Genomic DNA, 19,926 nt, shown 5'->3' with positions numbered 1-19,926 from the left:
CAGCCCGTGTGGCTGCCGTCAATTAAAGGACGGCCCAACCGCTGAAGGAAACGTCATGAAGACGATGGGAAAATCAACTGAGAGCAACCGCCTGGAGCAATCAATATTTGGCTGGTTCGAGCAGCGTCTCAATCCCTTTCCGAGCGAAGAGCCCGTCGCCCCTCCTAAAGGTCTTTTTGCCTTCTGCTGGCACTACAGCAAAACGGCTGCGCCTTGGCTCGGCTTGATAGCCGTGCTGACGGCGCTGATCGCGATCGGCGAGGTGGCCCTGTTCCAGTTCCTCGGCGACATCGTCGGCTGGCTGACCAACGCCGACCGTGCCACATTCCTGGAGAGAGAAGGCCACAAGCTTTTCTGGATGGCGGCGCTGGTGCTGGTCGGCCTGCCGCTGACGGCCGGGCTCGAGTCTTTCATCATGCATCAGGTGATGCTCGGCAATTATCAGATGAGCGCACGCTGGCAGATGCACCGCTTCCTGCTGCGCCACAGCATGTCGTTCTTCGTCAACGAGGCGGCCGGGTGCGTCGGGACCAAAGTGATGCAGACCTCGATCGCGGTACGCGAAACGGTGATCAGGATCCTCGATGTCTTCGTCTATGTCATCATCTACTTCCTGACGATGATCGTCATGGTTGCGGCAGCCGACTGGCGGCTGATGATCCCGATCCTTGTCTGGCTCGCGGTCTATATCGGTATCGTTGCCTATTTCGTGCCGCGGCTTCGCAAGATTGCTGCGGCGCAGGCGGATGCGCGCTCAATGATGACGGGACGTGTGGTCGACTGCTATACGAATATCGAGACGATCAAGCTGTTTTCGCATGCGGGCCGCGAGGAGGTCTACGCCAGGGAAAGCATGGGCGAGTTCCTGCAGATCGTGCACAAGCAGTTGCGCAAGGTGGCGCTCTTCCACATCTGCGTCTACCTGAACAACTGCGTGGCGCTCTTCGTCATCTCGGGCCAGTCGATCTGGTTCTGGCTGAGCGGAGCAATCTCGGTCGGCACCATTGCCATCGCAATCGGTCTTGCCATGCGCTTCAACTTCATGTCGCAATGGATCATGCGGGAAGTCACGGCGCTGTTCGAGAATATTGGCACGGTCTATGACGGCATGGAGATGATGAGCAACCAACACGAAATCGTCGACAAGCCGGGCGCACCCACTTTGATGGCAAAGAAGGGTGCGATCCACTATGACCGCATCCGCTTCCACTACGGCAAGAGCGAGAGCATCATCGATGACGTTTCGCTCGACATCAGGGCCGGCGAGAAGGTCGGTCTGGTCGGCCGTTCCGGCGCCGGCAAGACGACGCTGATGAGGCTGTTGCTGCGTTACTATGATCCCGAGGCCGGCCGCATCACCATCGACGGGCAGGATATCGCCGGCGTTTCGCAGGAAAGCCTACGCTCACAGATCGGCGTGGTCACGCAGGACACTTCGCTGCTGGATCGCTCGATCCGTGACAACATCGCTTATGGTCGTCCCGAAGCAACGGACGACGAGGTGATCGAGGCCGCCAAACGTGCCAATGCCTGGGAGTTCATCGAAGGCCTGGTCGACATGCAGGGCCGCGCGGGACTCGACGCCCAGGTCGGCGAACGCGGCGCCACGCTCTCCGGCGGCCAGCGGCAGCGCATCGCGATCGCCCGTGTCTTCCTGAAGGACGCGCCGATCCTGGTGCTCGACGAGGCAACCTCGGCACTCGATTCGGAAGTCGAGGCGGCGATCCAGAAAAACCTCTTCGCCTTGATGGAGGGCAAGACGGTGATCGCGACCGCCCACCGGCTGTCGACGCTGACGGAGATGGATCGGCTGATCGTGCTCGACAAGGGCCGGATCATCGAAGCCGGCTCGCACAGCGAGCTGATCGCAGGAGGCGGCATCTATGCCGATCTTTGGAACCTCCAGTCCGGCGGCACCCTCTCCAATCACCCCGAGGAAGCGGAAGTGGCAGCGGAATAGGAAGAAATGAGGCCCTCCCCACGGAAGCGGGGAGAGCCTCTCGAATTCTTGCCGGACGGTGCTGACGACCGGCGGTGGTTACCTCATTTCATAAGCTGTCGCTTGATCGATCACGCCGTGATGCTCGATGAGTGCTCCTTCTGGCCGATCCAAGTGACAATTGCCTCGGCGACGATCGCGTCGCGCGGCAGGAAGGGCAGGCAACTCAGCGTCAATTTCAGTAGCCTCTTAGGTAGTCGCATTCCCGATGCCCGAACTGCTTGCGTGCAGCGACCACATCGGGATTCAAAATGTCTACCTCCCGGCGAAAGCTCCGGCCATTACGGCGACTGGGGTACCGGGTCGACGTCTGGCACCATGTTCCGGGAGATGTCGCACAGCTTGATCGAATGGCACTCCGATGAATAGGCGCTTTTAGATCGTCTCATGACTGACAGAAATCGGATGCAGCTCCAGGCGCGTCTGGCCGGCAATCTGCTGCGGCGACGAGCCATGCAGGATGCGCTTGATCACTGATTGGCGCAGCTGCGCGAACCAATCAAGTTTGCCCAGCTTGGCACGCCGTTTTCCCGCCATGTCATTGCCATCGTGCACTAGATGTTTGATCCCGGATTTTGATGGTGCAATCTTCTCACAGGCTTGGAGGGATTCGCTGTGGGACAAATTCTGCATGGGAGCGCCACGACGACAGAGGCGATCCGTCGAGCAATACAAAATAGTCAAGCGAGCTTGAGGGTTCTTGCGAAGCGGTATGGGATCAATCAGAAGACGGTCGCCAAATGGAGGAAACGAACGTCGACGACCGATTTGGTGACCGGAAGAACTGAGGTCGACAGTTCTGTCGATCGAGGAGGAAGCGGTGATCGTTGCTTTCCGGCGTTATACGCTGCTGCCCCTCGACGACTGACTCTACGCGCTGCAACCGACCATTCCGCATCTGACACGCTCGTCACTGCATCGTTGTCTGCAGCGCCATGGCATTTCCAAGCTTGTCGATGTCGAAGGCGACAAACCCGTCCGCAAGAAGTTCAAAGCCTATCCGCTCGGCTACCTCCACATCGACATTGCCGAAGTCCGCACCGAGCAAGGCAAGCTCCATATGTTCGTCGCCATCGACCGAACATCGAAGTTCGCCTACGTCGAACTGCGCGAGAAGGCTCCAACGGCCGTCTCCAGAGAGTTTCTGCTCCGTCTGATCACAGCCGTTCCGTACAAAATCCACACTGTTCTCACCGACAATGGCATCCAGTTCACCACGCCCGGTGCGGGCGGCTCAGCTGTTCCGCTTATCAAGGAAGCGATCGAAAATGGCGAGATATTCCGGGCTCATGCTTTCGAATATACCTGCGCCAAGAACGATATCGAACACCGGACCACCAAGCCGAAACATCCCTGGACCAATGGCCAGGTCGAGCGAATGAACCGGACGATCAAGGATACAACCGTCAAACGCTGTTACTACGAGAGCCATGATCAGCTTCGTCAGCACCTGGCTGACTTCGTCGCCGCCTACAATTTCGGCCGTCGCCTCAAGACCCTCAAAGGTCTCACGCCCTACGAATTCATTTGCAAACAATGGACAAAAGAGCCCGAACGATTCAGACTCGATCCAACCCATCAAATGCCGGGACTAAACATCTAGTAACCCACGAGGTCCGGCATCTCACGACCCTCGAAGGTATTGCGACGCTCACGGAAATGGTTGAGCATGTCGGTGCAGCTTCTCGGCACGTCAATGCGAACAGGGGAATAGCACGATTGCGACTACAACAGCGCTTCTCTTATAGCCCTCACCGCCGCCAGCGCTGTCCGCGTCCGCGTTGTGCTGACAAATTCCGGCCAACTCGACAGGACAACCGCCGCGAAATCCGATACAGGGTCGATGTAGATCAGTTGCCCGAAGACCCCGCGGGCCATATAGACGCCGCGTGAGGTATCCTCGATCCAGAACTGGTTGTGATATGCGCCGGCCGGCAGAACCTCTTGATAGACGCCGGCGAAGAGTCTTGGATCAGCACCGAAGCGTGTCCCGGCAATCCACTCGGTCGGCACGATACGCCGCCCGTCGGTCTCGCCGCCGCGAAGATGCAGCAGGGCGAAACGGGCATAGTCGCGAAGAGTCGCATTGAATCCGCCGTCACCTAGAGCATAGCCGGCAGCGTCCACGGTGAAATAGGCATCTTCCTCCGCCCCCATCGGCGCCCACAATTCACGGCTTACGAGTTCTGCAAGCGGGGTAGCGGCGGCGCGCTCTAGAACGAAGGATAATACATCCGTCTCGATCGAGCGATAGCGGAAGGAGGTACCGTGCGGGCACTCCAGATCCTTTAAAGACAGGACTAGGTCCCAGATATTCGTGTGCCAGTTCGGGTTCTGACCATTCTTCCAGCCGCTGGCGACATCCAGCTGCGCCATGTGGGAGTCGGGCGCAGTGTAAGTCTCGTCGAAGACCACGCCGCTGGTCATGTCGAGTACGTGCTGGACGGTAGCGCCGCGGTAGGCCGTCGCCTCGAGCTCCGGCAGATAATCCGTCAGGGACGCGGCCGGGTCGACCACTCCGCGGCCGATTAGGATGCCCGCAACGGTGCCGACGACAGACTTGGCAACCGATTGCGACAGGTGCTGGGTATGCGACGTCATGCCGTTCAAGTAGCGCTCGGCGACGATCTTGCCGCCATGGAGAACCAGAAAGCCATCGGCATAGCTCGTCTCGAGAAAACTGCCAATGGTATGGGCCTCCCCCTCCGCCGCGAAGGGAATGGCATCGATATCCCGAAGATCGGCTGGTAATGGGCTTGCCGGCCCCGCTCCGCGCCAGACCTTTGTGGTTGGCAGCAGGTCCCGGACATGTTGGAAGGTCCAGCGATTCCAGGGCGAGCGGTCCCAATCTTGCTTTGGAACGAGAGGATTACCGGGCGCAGTCGGATCACGGAATGGCGAGATACTGGTCATGCATGCTCTCGTTTGCGGTTTGGAATGGATCAATCGTTGCGGCGGAGATAGCTGCCTCCGACGAACTCCCCGAAGAGGGTGCCCATGTCGCTCATCATGGCGAAGTTAGCCTTAGCCTTCGGCCCTAGTTTGATGGCAACGGCGTCGATGAGCAGATTAAGCACGACACTAAGGCTTGCCGTGGAATCCCAGAAGGTTTTCACATGGGTATGCGCCTCAAAGACGAAGCGCGTATACGCAAAAGCCCAGTGGCTGAACTTGTCGGTGACGATGACCAACGGCATGTCCATCGACTTCAGCTTCTCCAGCAGCTTGATGCCGCGCGTCGCGTACGAGGCCGTGTCAACGAGGACGACTGCACTCTGCTTGGGATCTGCATTGATGATCTCGCCAAACGTGCCCGAAGCGTTGTCAATGAAAATCACGTTAGAGCGCGCCCAGAGCAGGCGGCTGGCGAAATCCATGGCCAGCCCCTTGGAGGCCTGGAAGCCGACGACATAGACGGTGCGCGCCTTCACGAGCAGGTATGCGGCCTCGTCCCACGCGTCGGTGGTAGTCAAGGCGTAGGCCTTCACGATAGCCTCGAGTTCCAGCCGCAGGCTTTCCTGCAGCATCTGCTGTCGGCCTTCGCGCATCGGAAAGCGGGCCATGTAGTCGTCGACTTCGCTGTCCTTCTCCGCGACCGCGACGCGCAACCGCTTCTTGAGGTCTCGCAGGTTCTCGAACCCGAGGCCACGAACGAACCGCGTGACGGTCATTTCGCTGACGCCCACCGCCTCAGCTATGCTGCTGCCGGTCTCGAAGGGCAATATCTGGACATTATCCAAGATATAGGCGGCCAGGCTTTGCTCCGAGGGCGACAAATCGGACATGCGGTCGCGCAAGATCGCTTCGATGTCTATCTTCTGCTCAACGTCGCTTGATCCCTTAGCATTTTTGCCGCTTCGTGCTTTCACCACAGTGACATACTCCTAGAAATCGCCGGCGTGAATGGCTGGACGCCCCTGCCCCCAGACGCCGGGAGCTCTGTCCACCTCTTCCTCGATTTGCCGCGCCGCCGCAAGCAGCAGATCCTCCCGTCCGAAACGGGCGACAAGCTGAATCCCGATCGGTAGACCATCCCGGCTGCGTCCAAGTGGCAGGGAAATTGCGGGCTGACCCGTCGCATTGAACAATGCAGTATAGGTCTCCTTCGGCGCAAGATCACTGAATACATCTTCCACATCGATGCCCGCTCGATCGGGATCAAACGTGCCGATTAACTCCGGGAGCATTGCGTTGGTCGGTGTCAGCAGGAGATCATATCCGGCAAGGAAGCGCCCAACCTGCCGCGTCACCCGATCATAGGCGGCAAGCGCGTCGATAAGCTGTGCACCGCTGATGCCAAGCCCCCATCGATAAAGTGTATATACGCTTGTACCAAGCGCTTCCTCGAGCGAGCGGTTCATATGCCGCGCCATCGCTGGCATATGAGCCGCGGCGTCGGCGGCCCAGATGACCTTCTGAGCCTGGAGGAAGCCCGGATAGTCAAAGTCCGGCGACGCCTCCTCGACATGGTGGCCTAGGGACGAAAGCCGCTCCGCCGCCGATCTTGCAGCGGTGACAACCTCCGGGTCGATCTGCACACCGGACCACGAGCGCGTGCACAGAGCGATGCGCAGCCCCTTCGGCCGGCGCTTGGTGGCATCGAGATACGTGCCCATCGGCGGCACGATCTCATAGCCGTCACCGACGTCGGGGCCATGGCACAGGTCGAGCAGGGCTGCTGTATCGCGGACTGAGCGTGTCAGCATAAACGCCGTTGCCAGGCCGAGAAGCGGGGCATTCGCATTCGGTGCGCCCGTAACCCGGCCGCGTGAAGGTTTCAGACCGATCAAGCCGCAGAACGCGGCCGGATTGCGAATTGATCCACCGCCGTCGCTGCCCTGCGCGAAAGGCACGATGCCGGCGGCAACGGCCGCGGCCGCGCCGCCGCTGGAACCGGCAACGCCGCGCTCCGGATTCCAAGGATTGCGCGTTGCGCCGTAGAGGGCGGATTGCGTCACCGCCGGCACGCCGAATTCGGAACTCGTCGTACGGCCGACATTGTTTAAGCCGCCTGCTCTTAACCGCCTCCAGTAGACGGCGTCATGGCCGGCGTGGAAACCTCGTGCGAGTCGGCTGCCGAAGTCGGCCGGGCGGCCCGCCTCGATCGGAAAGTCCTTGGTGAGGGTCGCAATGCCGCCGAAGGGGGTGGCGGACGCCACCTCCGACAGGGTCTCGAGTGCGTCCGGATAGAGTTCGATAACGGCATTCAACGCAGGATTCACGGCCGCGACGGCCCGTTCGACGCACCTGCCGAGCTCCTTCGGTGTGACCTCGCCTTTCGCCAGTAGATGGGCGAGGCCGGTTCCATCATGGGCTGCATATTCATCAAGGCGCATGCGTCACTACCGATTGTGAAGGTGGAACTGTCCCCGCCGCCGGCAGCCGAGCCAGCGAGCCGACCAGCGCCTGTGTATAAGGGTCCTGCGGCGTGGACAGAACCTGCCGTGCCACTCCCTGCTCAACGACGCGACCGGCTTTAAAAACATAGACGCGCTGGCAGATGCTGCTTACTATGGCAAGATCGTGCGAGATATAAAGCAGCGTCAGCGAGCGCTCACGCTGGAGCCGCACGAGCAATTCCAGGATCTGCGCCTGCGTCGTGACATCGAGCGCCGAGGTGATTTCGTCCGCGATGAGAAGCTGCGGTTTCAGCGCCAACGCTCGTGCAAGGCCGACGCGCTGACATTGGCCGCCGGAAAGCTGCTGCGGCTTGCGATCGTGCAGGTTGCCCGGCAATTCAACCATATCCAGTAAGACGGCGGCCTCTTTCCGCGCCGCCTTTCGGTCCGCGATGCCATGCCGCCAGATCGGCTCAGCGACGGCCTCGGAGATGGTAAGACGTGGATTGAGTGAATCGTACGGGTTCTGGAATACCATCTGCACACGGCGACGGAAAGCCGTCAGCGCCTCCCCCGCAAGCGCGCCGACATCCTGCCCGCCCAGACGGATCGCGCCGCCGCTCGGCGTGTTCAGGCGAATGATCGACCGGGCAAGCGTGCTCTTGCCGGAGCCGCTTTCGCCGACGATGCCAACTGTTTCGCCGGTATTGATCTTAAGATCTATGCCGTCGAGAGCGCGGAAGGAATGGCTGCTTCCGAAACTGCCGAGCAAGCTCTTCCCGAAGGGGAACGTCACCGAGAGGTTTTCCACGTGGAGCAGCGGAGTTGCCTGAACTGGATCGGCCGGCATGCCATACTTTTTGCGGCCAGGCTGGGAATCGATCAGTAGCCTTGTATACGGGTGGCGTGGCCGGTTGATAACCTCGTTGATCGGCCCCTGCTCTACCACCTCGCCGTGGCGCATGACCACGACGCGAGAGCACATATCCGCGACGACGCCGAGATCGTGCGAAATCAGGATAATCGCAAGCCCGTTCTTTCGATTGAGCTCCTTGAGCAGTTCAAGGATGCGTGCCTGCACCGTGACGTCGAGAGCGGTCGTCGGTTCGTCGGCGATCAACAGCTTCGGCTGGCAACCGACCGCGGCGGCGATCATCGCCCGTTGTTTCATGCCGCCGGAAAACTCGTGCGGATAGGAGCGTGCGCGCTTTTCCGGCTCGCTGATGCCGACGTCCTCCAGCAGCTTGATTGCGCGTTGTAAGCTTTCGCGCTTACCGATCCCGAGGTGCCGGATCATCGGCGCCGCGACCTGCTGACCGATGCGGCGCAATGGATCGAGATGCGATGCCGGGTTCTGGAAGATCATGCCGACGTCGCGCCCGCGAATGGCACACAGATCGTCGTCACCGAGAGTCAGCAGGTTGCGTCCGTCGAGCCTAACCGTGCCGTCGGCGCGTGCCGTAGCCGACAACAGCCGCATCAGGGCGCGGCAGGTTACGGATTTGCCCGAACCGCTTTCGCCAACGATGCCGAGGATTTCTCCCGGCTCGAGCGTGAACGATACGTTCTTCAACGCTGCGAAACCACCGAAGCTGACGCACAGATCCTTAACGTCAAGTAACGGCGGCTTGCCTTTTCCCCGCCCGCTCATGCCGTAACTCCCATCCGCTGTATCTGCCCCAGCCCATCACCGAGCAGAGCAAAACCCAAGCCGAGCGAAATGGCGGCCAATCCTGGAAACAGGCAGATCCACCAGGCCTGCTGCACGAATGCCTGACCGTCAGCGATCATCACGCCCCATTCGGCGAGCGGCGGCTGCGCGCCCATGCCGAGAAAGCCGAAGCTTGCGCCGGCGAGCATGACGAGCACCGCGTCGCTGGCTGCGTAGGCGATGACCGGTCCGATGGCGTTCGGCAGCACATGATGGCTGAGGATGGCGACCGGCGTATAGCCAAGGCATTTCGCTGCCTGAATGTACTCGCTTTCGCGGATCGTCAGTACCTGTGCCCGCACCAACCGCGCATAGCTGACCCAGCCGACAAGGGTCAGCGCCACGATGAAGTTGAGAAGCCCCGGCCCGAGTACGCCGACAATGGCCAGCACCAGAACAAAGAAGGGGAATGCGACAGTCAGGTCATAGATGCGCATGAACACGTTATCGACCATACCGCCGAAATAACCACTCAACAACCCGATCGTCGTGCCTATCAAGAGGGGCGGAAGCACCCCGGCCACGCACAGCAGCAGATCGACCCGACTTGCGAAAAGTATCCGCGAAAAGACGTCGCGACCGACTTGGTCCGTGCCAAACAAATGAGCCGCGCTCGGCGGCGAAAGCATATTCATGATGTCGATGGCATCGGGATCATAAGGCGCGATCGCCGGAGCGGCCAGCGCCGTCAACAGCCATCCGCCCAGAACCACGAGTGCAATCACCATGGTAGGGGTAATGTTGGTGACGGGCGGCGCGGTTTGCACCACAATTGGACTATAATCCATGGCAATCTCCTCAAAGCCGAACGCGCGGATCGATGAACGCGCTGAGCAGGTCCACCATCAGCGTGATCAAGACGGTCGAGACCGCGAAGATAAGCGTCAGGCCCTGCACGACATAGTAGTCGCGACCGAGCAGCGCGTTGACCATCAGCGTGCCGAGGCCAGGCACCGCATAGACGGTTTCGACGATCACGGCGCCGCCGATCATGAAGCCTACCATGACGCCGAGCAGGTTGAGTGTCGGCAGCACAGCATTCGGCAACATGGTCTCCCAGAATATCTGCCGCTCTGTGGCGCCCAGCGCCCGCGCGGCTGTGACGAAGTCGGCCGTTGTCTTTTCGATGAGGGCGGCGCGAAGGCTCTGAGTCAGAACCGGCACCAGCCAGATCGCCGTCGACAAGGCCGGCAGGAACAGGTGATGAAGATGACCGGTGAAACCGGTGCCGTAGCCCGAGACGGGAAACCAGCCGAGGCTGACGCCGAAGACGCGCGACATCATGATGCCCAGCCAGAACACCGGGATTGTGAGACCGGCAATCCCAACCAGACGAATGATCTGGTCGGCCATGCCGCCGGGACGGCGGGCGCCGACAATGGCGAGCACGACTGTCGGTGGGATGGCGAAGCACAGTACATAGCCGGTCAGGAACAGCGTCGGCCACATGAACTGTTCGATAAGCTGGCTCACCGGTCGCTGAAAGCGGAGCGACAGTCCGATATCGCCCGAAGTGAGATTGGCGAGATAGGTCAGGAACTGTCGCCAGAGCGGCAAGTCTAGGCCATATTGCGAGCGAATCGCCGCGATGGTTTCAGCACTCGCCCTCTCCCCGGCAAGAAGCCGCGCGGGATCGCCGGGGGCCATGTGCACCAAGAGGAATGTCACGAGGCTGATACCGGCAAGCACACCGATCAATTGCAGCAGGCGCCGCGTAATGAGTCGCAGAAGGGGCAATCCGGTTCTCCTGTTCGAGCTTCAGGGGGCGAAGGCGGCTCACTGGCCGATGGAGGTTTCTTCCAACGTCCACTGTAGCGAGGGCGTCAGCTTGAGACCCTGGAGACGCTTGGAGTAGGCAACCGGGTTTGGCGCATAGTAGAGGGGGATCTGTGCCACCTCCTCTGTTGTGATCTTCTGAATCTCCTTGTAGATTTCCGCGCGCTTGGCCCGATCAGACTCCTTAGTGCCCTGCTCGACGAGTGCGTCCACCTTCGGGTTCGCATAGAAGGTGTTGTAGGAGTTCGAGCCGCAGGATCCGCACACGGCCCAGCGCACCGCAAGGTCTGGATCGGGGGTCTCGTTGTACCACCAGTTGGCTGCGGCGTCGTAATCGCCTTTACCGGTCGCATCCCACCAAGCACCGCTATCGACATTAACAATCACCGGCTTCAACCCGATCGCTTGCCATTGGGCCTGGATCAGCAGCGCCGTCTGCTGGGACGGCGCATCGGCGGCCGCCAGGATCTTTACCTCGCGCCCCAGCATGCCGGATTGGGCCAATAGTTCCTTTGCCTTGGCGGTATCGTGCGGGATGCCCGGATATTCCTTGTTATGGAAATCGAGGCTGCCCGGCAGCGTGGTGTTAGCCGGTACTGCATAGCCACGCGTGATGGCCACGGCCATCGCCTTGTTATCGATTGCCATGCCCGCCGCCTGCCGCGCCTTCAGATTGGAGAATGGCTCACGCTTGTGATTTAGCAGAGTCATGTAAATTGTGGTCGAAGGCTCGAGCCGCATATCCACCGACTCGGCCGCCTTCAGTTCGTCAATCTGCGCCCACGGCACCGCGCGCACCACGTCAATCTCGCCTGCCTTGAGCATGGCGATGCGAGTTTCCGGAGACGTGATCTCGATCAGTTCCACCGTGGCGTTCGACTTCGGATAGCCCTTGCGCCAGTAGTGCGAATTGGGTTGGAGAATGAGCTTCTCGTTCGGCTTCCACTGCTTGACTTCATAGGGTCCGGAGGTAACCGGGACCGTAGCGAAAGCTGCTTCTTCGCCGCGCTTCTCGACATCGCTCTTCGAGACGATGCCCATGTTCCAGATTTCCGCGTTGCCGAGGAACGGCGCGAAGGCCGACTTGAGCGTGACTACCACGGTTTTCGCATCCGCCACTGTCACCGATTCCACGGCCCCCAACGGCGCGGGATAACTCGATTTCTTGTCGCTCCGGATACGGTCGAGGCTGAAGGCCACGTCGGCAGCCGTGATCGGAGAACCGTCCGAGAACTGGGCATCGCGCAGATGGAACGTGTAGGTTTTGCCGTCCGGTGAAATTTCCCATTCCTCGGCGAGCCCCGGCTCCAGCGCACCCGATTCGGAGTTGCGGCGCAGCAGGCGCGAATAAAGTTGGCCGTAGGTTTCGATGTTGCCGGCCGCCGCAGAGCGCATCGGATCGAGCGTCGTTGTCTGGTAAGGCGAAGCGACGCGAATGACATCGTCGGCAAGGGCCGGAACTGCCCAACATAAACCGATAGCGACGAGGGCAGCCCCGTGCAACACAGCGCCCGCACCCTTTGGGCGGAATCCGCTCAAGGAATTCATCTTGTTATCCTCCCGATATTCCTTTTGTGCCTTTCGGCGTGAGCAGAGGTTATGTGGCATTATTAACTTTTGTCAACATGAAAGTTGGAAAGATAACATAATCTCGTTCGTGGATCGCGAGCCCAGCACCTTAGCCAGCGACGGCGACGAAATGCACGAAGAGGAGGGCGACGCATTCTTTGAGAAGCCGAGCAGTCGAAAGTGATTCGAGGGCGGCCTTTTAGGCGGTGGTCATGCAGGCGCCGAGCTAGTAGTTGCGCTATCAGCTCAGCCATCCAGCGTTGAAGAGAAGTTCCAGGTGCGCCGCTTCGAGGTGAGCCCAGCAAGATCAACCGCTGAGCCCTCGTCTATGCGCCACTGATCGAAAAACAGATCCAGTCCGGTCGAGGACATTGTTGTCATCCTCGATCTGATTGGGAAACGTCTTTCGCCGACGTGCTGTCGATGACGTCTGCAACGTGGTCGCTCGTCGGGGTGCAAATAGCAACGCGGGAGATTGGCCAACGCGCGACGGAGCTGGAACCGAGTCCGATTGCAAACATGCGCCGATCGGCCGGTTGCAACGAAAAACTTTGCGTGATCACCGGCAAACGGCGTGGCCGGTTAAGCGATGTCGAAATAATCGATCTAAACAATCGTCAACTGCTCACCCCCTTGCCTGAAGGTCGGGACGAGGCCGCCGAACTCCCGTCGTTGAAGCGAATGGTGCGCACGTCCTCCTGGAAGTTGGCGCAGGACTGCCGCCAAACTGACCCCGGCCAGACCAGCTCCACCGAAGCGTCGAACGGCCGGTAGACAGCGGTATATAGCGTGCCGCAGCGACGTCCGTAGTGCGTCTGATAGATGGGAGGGCGCTGGAACCCGGAAAGAACCTCTTTGATACCCCCGTAGGCGGACAGCAATTTTTCCACCGCCGCCTCGCGCTCGACAGAGTTAGTGGTCTCGGCGTACCACGCCCATTCTAAGCCGGGCTGGTGGTTGGTACTGACGCGATGCTCCATCACTTCCGCAGGGCGATCCGGATTTACATAGACGGTCGCGTGGTTTCCCTTACGGTCGATCAGCGCGATGGAATAGGACATGTGCACGGGAATATTCCGGAGCATGGTGACGGCTTCGGCCGTGGTGCTGGCAAACTCCAGCACGTAGCGCAGCACAATCGGCACGCCGAATCCCTCCCCCGCGGCAGTGCGCCCGCCGAAGGCGAGCGAGACCGCCAGCCCATCCTCATTGATGCCATCGAGCACGCCCCACAGGCAATCGACCACCGCAACGACGCGTTTACCGTTGAAGCGCGACGCAAGCCAGGTTCCTTGGAGAAGGCGCGGGCTGTAGTCGTAGTTGCGAATGAGCGACGGCTCCGCACCGGTCAAGATCGCCTGCGAGCATGCGCCCACATAGAAGGGCGGGCACCACATGGAAAGGAAGCGGCCTTCGAGATCCCCGCCGCCGGCCGTCTCCACGATGGCTTCGTAGGAAGGCAGCAGTTTCGGCATATATCTCCGCAATGCCTTGAGGCTCGTGGAATAGGTCGGGCGCGAACGGATACCGTCGCGCACGAACCAGCGGCTGTAGGCAGGCCAATGGCGATGGAACACCCGGCGCCATTTGGAACCGGGCACATCTTCGTTGATGGCTTCGAACTGGAGGTCGATGGCGTCCTGCTGTATCTTCAATGGTTCGGCTCCTGCGCTTCGTCGCACTGGATTTCGGTGACCGGCTCGCTGACGTAGAAGCTCTTCATGCGCTTGATCCAGTTGACGGCGCGCTCATTCAGTCCGTAGTCCGCGTTCATGATCCGGCCGCGCATTAAGAGGGCTCCGAGGTCATGGCCCTTCTTTAGGGGGTCGCCCGGGCCGGTGAAGCGCAGGAAGAGTGCCTCCTCATCGCTCTCTATCGCCTGGCGTCGATAGTCGAAGCGGTCGTAGGACACGCTGCCGTCCAGCGCCATGCGGTAGATACCCGTCGCGGGCGCATGGGTGACGATTTCGTTGGCTTCTTCCGTCGACTTGATGATTAGCTGAGACCAGTGATCGATGGATTCCTCGCGTGCCCAACGATCGTTCAGTTCCTTAACGTCGATTTCGTAGCCGACACCGGAAAATTCCATCATGTGAAACAGGACGAGCGGCGCATCGGCGTAGGCAAAGGCGGCCTGGTTTGTCAGCGGGCTTGCGCCGGATATGCGCGGGTTGAGCTCGCCGAGATAGACTTCGTTGTTCTCATCGATGAGGAAATCGACGTTGAAACAACCGCGATAGCCTCTCTCGTACAACTTGTTGCCGAGGCGCTGAGCCATGTCGCGCGCATCGGCGCGAACCTTTTCGGGAAATGCGCCGGCGAAGATTTCATTGCCAGCCCAGCCGCCCCTCTTGGGAGTCAGCTCCGGCTTTCCGACGACTTCGGTCATAAGTGGGGTGAGGAGTGTGCCGGAGGCCGTGGCGCAGGCCTCCATAGTCGCGCTGCGGCAGTTGATGCGTTTCATGATCTTGACCTCGTTCTCCGCAGCGATTTTTTCGGCCTCCCGGTTGTAGTCATCTTCGCTGGCGATGAAGAAGGTTGTGTCGCCGCTATCACCGTAGGCGGTCTGAACCACGAGGTCGGCGCCGAGGCCGGCCCTTCTCGCCAAAGAAAGAAGTTCCTCATAGGTGCGAGCGGGGCCAAGGGTGTTGGGCACCGAGCGCACGCCTGCCTCATTGCCGATGCGCACGGTCTCTATTTTGTCGTCGCAGTGGTGGCGCAACCTGGCCGGAGGATGCCAGATCTCGATGCCGCGTTCCTCGCAGAGTGCTTCGGTCTTCTCGTCAAACATCAGGAAGAGGACAACTGGGCGGACACCGAGCCTGGTTATATGGTCGATCACCTCCGGGTGCTGGAGCAGGTAGTTGGTGATTTCCTCGAAGCTCTTGGGTTCGATACCGGGGATTTTGGAGGGAACGAAGACGTTCGGATGCCGCCCGTCGAAGGGATCGATGTAGCTGATGAACGTGAAGTTCCCCACCCATCCCTCGATGCCCATCAGATTGAAAGGCGACGCTGAGATGAAACAGATCGGACGTTTGTTGTGGCGCATGAAGTCGCGAAGCTCGGCGATAGTGCGAATCATTTTCACAATTAGGCCTTGTGGTTCGGGTGTTTCTTGCACTTGATTGCGCTTCTTTTCCTCGTTCTTCATCGACATACCTGCTCCTGATTTGCTAGCGAAATCGCGGACGCGCAGATGTAGATTGGCGCGTGACGGATGAGAGACCCATGTTTTTGAAGAAGCACGCTCACGACTCGCCTCCATGCTCGGGAGTGGACTTTCTTGCGCTCAGAACTTTGCTGAGCGTTTCCTCCCTGAAAATCCACAAACCCAGTTCATGTTCGAAGCCGTGTATTTCGCGAACATCGAGCGCGCGCAGGTATTTGAGGCTCGGAATGTCGATCACCTGACCCGGCACGAGAATGGGCGAGCCCGGCGGATAGGGGACGACGAGGCTAGCAGAAACCACCACGCGACCCCCGGAAATGGCGCGTTCGGCGTCGGCGGGCTGGAGATATTCGCAGTTGTCATCTTCCATGGCCAGGTCGTTCGCCTGGCCCATGTCGCCGTCCTCGGTCTCCATATTCGGGCGGAACGCCGGATGGAAACTTGAAAAGGGTGGCAGGGGCTGTTGCAGCGCCAGCGAGAGTGCTTCGGTCTTCTCGTCAAACATCAGGAAGAGGACAACTGGGCGGACACCGAGCCTGGTTATATGGTCGATCACCTCCGGGTGCTGGAGCAGGTAGTTGGTGATTTCCTCGAAGCTCTTGGGTTCGATACCGGGGATTTTGGAGGGAACGAAGACGTTCGGATGCCGCCCGTCGAAGGGATCGATGTAGCTGATGAACGTGAAGTTCCCCACCCATCCCTCGATGCCCATCAGATTGAAAGGCGACGCTGAGATGAAACAGATCGGACGTTTGTTGTGGCGCATGAAGTCGCGAAGCTCGGCGATAGTGCGAATCATTTTCACAATTAGGCCTTGTGGTTCGGGTGTTTCTTGCACTTGATTGCGCTTCTTTTCCTCGTTCTTCATCGACATACCTGCTCCTGATTTGCTAGCGAAATCGCGGACGCGCAGATGTAGATTGGCGCGTGACGGATGAGAGACCCATGTTTTTGAAGAAGCACGCTCACGACTCGCCTCCATGCTCGGGAGTGGACTTTCTTGCGCTCAGAACTTTGCTGAGCGTTTCCTCCCTGAAAATCCACAAACCCAGTTCATGTTCGAAGCCGTGTATTTCGCGAACATCGAGCGCGCGCAGGTATTTGAGGCTCGGAATGTCGATCACCTGACCCGGCACGAGAATGGGCGAGCCCGGCGGATAGGGGACGACGAGGCTAGCAGAAACCACCACGCGACCCCCGGAAATGGCGCGTTCGGCGTCGGCGGGCTGGAGATATTCGCAGTTGTCATCTTCCATGGCCAGGTCGTTCGCCTGGCCCATGTCGCCGTCCTCGGTCTCCATATTCGGGCGGAACGCCGGATGGAAACTTGAAAAGGGTGGCAGGGGCTGTTGCAGCGCCAGCGAGCGAACTTTATCATCGTGAATGCTCCGCTCTATTTTGGAGAAATTGCGCGCTCTTTCTTCGCAGTCGAGCGCGATCTTCCGCAGCACCTGAATGAAATTGGCAACGTCGGAGCGCGTGGTGCCGATAGTGGTCATGGCCAATATGGTATTACGCGTGGTTTTGTTGATTTGGACATCGCACTTATCCATCAGGTGCTTCTTGAGCGTGTCGCCACTCCAGCCGGTCGCGCTGGTTTCCAGAGTGATATGCGTCGGGTCGAGGACGAATTCATCCGTCCGCCAGGACTTTTCGAAATTTCTCCAGCCGGACTTGTCGTCGAAATAGGATTCCGCATTCGACTCGCGATATTCCGCTGGTACGAGATCGCCGACGCCGAGGACCCGGAAATACTTCGAAAGCAGCGGATCGCCTGACACTTGCTGGCGCAGGCTCATGGCGCGTTCCCGCTGGTGCTGGACGCGCTTGTAACCTTCCAGCTCCATCTGTGCGCGGCTGAGGTCGAGCGTTGCCAGGATCTGGTAGTTTGGTGAGGTTGTGGTATGCGTTTTATAGGCATCACCGAAGGCTTTCTCGTTAAAATCCTGATCCCTGATGTGGATCATCGAGCCCTGGCGCAGTGCCGTCAGCTTCTTGTGCGTCGACTGGGTCGCATAGACCCGGAGCCGCGCCTTCGACGGATCTGCCAGGAGCCGCGTGTTCAGGATCCTTTCGTCGTCCGCCCAGGCGTCGGCGCCGAATTCGGCGCTGAAGGCCTTATAGCTGGCGGCATAGTCCGGGTCCTGAAACATCGCTTCAAGCTCGGCGGCGGCTCCCATAGCCGTGCGCTGCCGGTACGTCGGATCAAAGTAAGCAAAGGCGAACCAGGCCTCATCCCACAAGAAAGCGAGATGCGGCGCGATCGCCAGGCATTCATTCATCACGCGCTTGGGGTCACAGACGATACCATCGAAGGTGGAGTTGGTGAGGATCAGCAGACGAACGCGAGCGAGCGTGCCGGCATGCTTGTGGTCGAGAAGTTTCCGCTTCAGTTCCTCCACGGGCACTGCGCCATACATGGAATAATCGTTCAGCGGGTAGGCATCCAGATAGTCCACCCGCGCACCCGCCCGCATCAGCCCACGATGCACTGATGTGTGGTTGTTTCGGTCGGCTATTACCACATCGCCTCGCTTGACAAGGGCCTGCAACACGATGTTGTTAGCCCCCGAAGTGCCGTTGGTGCAAAAGAAGGTGCGCTTGGCACCAAAAGCGCGCGCGGCCTTTTCCTGCGCAATCTTCAGCGGGCCGCGTGGCTCGAGCAGGGAATCCAGGCCGCCCGAGGTAGCAGAGGTCTCCGCCTTGAACAGGGTCGGGCCATAGAACTGCGCCCGATCACGGATCCAGTTCGAATTCATGATCGATTTGCCGCGGGAAGCCGTCAAGGCGTGGAAGTTGCTTATCGGCCGTTCAGCGTGACCCTTTACGCCATTGAACCAGTCAGCATTGTAGCGCCGTGCGACGCCGCGCATGATGGAGGGATAGAGTTCGTCGCAGTCTGCCTCAGGGTAGAAGGCACGCTCAAAAGTCTCGCCCATGCGCGCGGCGATGTCTTCGACATTCGAACCGGCGACGAGATGGAGGTCGACCTCTGGCCTAAGCTTCGCAATCTCGCGGCCGAGCAGCGGGCCGCGCTCGGACTCCGAAGTGGCCTCGAAAAGGACGTCCAGCTCGTCGAGAACCGAGTGCAGCGTGTCCAGATGACAATCCTGCGAGCGGAAGGCAAAGTCGTCATGGATAACCGCAGCTTGGATCATGAGGTTGACACGCACTGCGTTCAGAGCATCCTCGCAAGTCTGGACGAAGACAGCGCCGAAGGCGAAATCGCCAATCGCGGTGTTGTGCTTCAGCCAGCGGCGTCGGGCCTTCTCCTCGGAGGTCGACATGTTGCCGACGAACAGCACCTCGGAATAGCGCTCACGGTGGGCCAGGCTAGCGACCTTCTTTCTAAATCTCCGAGCCTGGAGATGCGCCCCGACCAGCTCCTTACTCTGTATCAACCCCTTCAGCTTTGCGAAGGCGCGTGCACCGGGACTAGCGAAGTAGGTCTCTAGAGATGACAGGGTCTCAATTGCGCACGTCACCTGCCGATTAGTTGCAGTGAAATCGGCATGGTCGGCGGAAATAGTCGAAAGCCGCCCCAGATTGTCTTCCAATGATTTCCAATTGTCACAGCGGAGTTCCGAAATGCTGAGACAATTATTTAGCGATGTTTCGGGGGTACTCGTTGCCATCGTCTTCTCCAATTCGCTCTCCGCGGGGTGGATGCCGCGACCTGACGCGGCTGGTCCCGTCCGAGAACAATTTTCAAGCGTCGTGCCAATCGAACTGATTAATGGGGGCAGAACGAAATGACCTGCTGTTGCAAACACTTAGTGGGATAAAATACCGGACCGAGGAATCCTAAAGCGCTTTCACGAAGTCGACAAAGGAGACGACAATGTCGCACATATGTCGTGATGTTCCGGAAGAGGCCGAGGAGTGTAGGCAGCAAGCACTTCTTGCCCGAATGAGCTGCACTCGATGAAAATGCTGCAATGGAAAGCCGCGCGGTGCTCTAGCGAAATCGTTTGCGGTCAAGAATCTTGCAAGCAGTGTTGCACGACGCCTGCCAAGCGCGAGCAGCCACCCATGTCGCGAGCCTGACAAAGCTGTTGCATTGTGGACCACTAGCCAAGCCCCGCCCGCACGCTCATCATGTCATTGGCTGTCTGAACAACCCGGCCCTATCGAAAAACACTGATAGCCGCCCGCAACGCCGATCACCCGCTACAGCGCAACGAGATGATTGGCTGGTGGATTTCGGGGGGGATTCGGGTTGGCTAGTAGTCGACAGTGCGGCAGTTTGTCGGGTTTGCGACACGGGTGGCTGCATGCGCTTGGCAGGGGTGTAACACTGCTTGCGAGATTTTTAACCGCAAACGATTTCGCTAAAGCACCGCGCCGCTTTCCATTGCCG

General features: G+C 59.5%; 13 protein-coding genes and 2 pseudogenes. 2 read left to right on the top strand and 13 right to left on the bottom strand.

Features of this window, described 5'->3' with window-relative positions; genetic code table 11:
* Positions 1–103 precede the first annotated feature (103 nt).
* Complete coding sequence (locus OS035_RS32510) at positions 104–1,960, top strand: ABC transporter ATP-binding protein (protein WP_331815349.1); 1,857 nt, start codon at positions 104–106, stop codon at positions 1,958–1,960.
* A 226-nt stretch (positions 1,961–2,186) separates the two neighbouring features.
* Here the strand turns inward: OS035_RS32510 and OS035_RS33685 are convergent.
* Positions 2,187–2,542: pseudogene (locus OS035_RS33685) on the bottom strand (IS30 family transposase); the annotation flags it as partial.
* Positions 2,543–2,614: 72 nt separating this feature from the next.
* Between OS035_RS33685 and OS035_RS32500 the strand changes: the two are divergent.
* A pseudogene (locus tag OS035_RS32500) lies at positions 2,615–3,602 on the top strand (IS481 family transposase).
* Positions 3,603–3,724: 122 nt separating this feature from the next.
* Here the strand turns inward: OS035_RS32500 and OS035_RS32495 are convergent.
* From OS035_RS32495 to OS035_RS32440, 12 genes are all read right to left on the bottom strand, one after another.
* Positions 3,725–4,912, bottom strand: a complete 1,188-nt coding sequence (locus OS035_RS32495; protein ID WP_064653256.1) for a serine hydrolase domain-containing protein — start codon at positions 4,910–4,912, stop codon at positions 3,725–3,727.
* A 29-nt stretch (positions 4,913–4,941) separates the two neighbouring features.
* Positions 4,942–5,871, bottom strand: a complete 930-nt coding sequence (locus OS035_RS32490; protein WP_064653258.1) for a MurR/RpiR family transcriptional regulator — start codon at positions 5,869–5,871, stop codon at positions 4,942–4,944.
* Positions 5,872–5,883: 12 nt separating this feature from the next.
* On the bottom strand, positions 5,884–7,335 hold the full coding sequence (locus OS035_RS32485) for an amidase (RefSeq protein ID WP_331815335.1): 1,452 nt from the start codon (positions 7,333–7,335) through the stop codon (positions 5,884–5,886).
* A complete protein-coding gene (locus tag OS035_RS32480) occupies positions 7,325–8,989 on the bottom strand; it encodes a dipeptide ABC transporter ATP-binding protein (protein ID WP_064653262.1) in 1,665 nt (554 codons plus the stop codon). The genes OS035_RS32485 and OS035_RS32480 overlap by 11 nt, the downstream gene beginning before the upstream one ends.
* Positions 8,986–9,837, bottom strand: a complete 852-nt coding sequence (locus OS035_RS32475; protein WP_115156636.1) for an ABC transporter permease — start codon at positions 9,835–9,837, stop codon at positions 8,986–8,988. Before OS035_RS32475 ends, OS035_RS32480 begins: the two co-directional genes overlap by 4 nt.
* A gap of 10 nt (positions 9,838–9,847) precedes the next feature.
* Positions 9,848–10,786: an ABC transporter permease gene (locus OS035_RS32470; protein WP_064653266.1), complete on the bottom strand. Its 939-nt coding sequence runs from the start codon at positions 10,784–10,786 to the stop codon at positions 9,848–9,850.
* Positions 10,787–10,825: 39 nt separating this feature from the next.
* Positions 10,826–12,373 carry an ABC transporter substrate-binding protein gene (locus OS035_RS32465; RefSeq protein WP_064653268.1) on the bottom strand — a complete coding sequence of 516 codons (1,548 nt, stop codon included), beginning with the start codon at positions 12,371–12,373 and terminating at the stop codon, positions 10,826–10,828.
* 267 nt (positions 12,374–12,640) lie between these two features.
* Positions 12,641–12,766: a hypothetical protein gene (locus tag OS035_RS32460; protein WP_281032338.1), complete on the bottom strand. Its 126-nt coding sequence runs from the start codon at positions 12,764–12,766 to the stop codon at positions 12,641–12,643.
* A 245-nt stretch (positions 12,767–13,011) separates the two neighbouring features.
* The gene (locus tag OS035_RS32455) at positions 13,012–14,049 is read right to left on the bottom strand and encodes a C45 family autoproteolytic acyltransferase/hydolase (RefSeq protein WP_064653272.1); all 1,038 of its coding nucleotides are present in this window, start codon (positions 14,047–14,049) and stop codon (positions 13,012–13,014) included.
* Positions 14,046–15,485, bottom strand: a complete 1,440-nt coding sequence (locus OS035_RS32450; RefSeq protein ID WP_331815347.1) for a biotin carboxylase — start codon at positions 15,483–15,485, stop codon at positions 14,046–14,048. The genes OS035_RS32455 and OS035_RS32450 overlap by 4 nt, the downstream gene beginning before the upstream one ends.
* A gap of 160 nt (positions 15,486–15,645) precedes the next feature.
* A complete protein-coding gene (locus OS035_RS32445) occupies positions 15,646–16,434 on the bottom strand; it encodes a hypothetical protein (RefSeq protein ID WP_207077800.1) in 789 nt (262 codons plus the stop codon).
* A 97-nt stretch (positions 16,435–16,531) separates the two neighbouring features.
* Positions 16,532–19,201 carry an aminotransferase class I/II-fold pyridoxal phosphate-dependent enzyme gene (locus tag OS035_RS32440; protein ID WP_331815323.1) on the bottom strand — a complete coding sequence of 890 codons (2,670 nt, stop codon included), beginning with the start codon at positions 19,199–19,201 and terminating at the stop codon, positions 16,532–16,534.
* Positions 19,202–19,926: the final 725 nt, after the last annotated feature.

The sequence above is a fragment of the Rhizobium sp. 268 genome (assembly GCF_036571585.1).
Taxonomy (GTDB): Bacteria; Pseudomonadota; Alphaproteobacteria; order Rhizobiales; family Rhizobiaceae; genus Rhizobium; species Rhizobium redzepovicii.
This window is presented reverse-complemented; position numbering and strand designations above follow the sequence as displayed.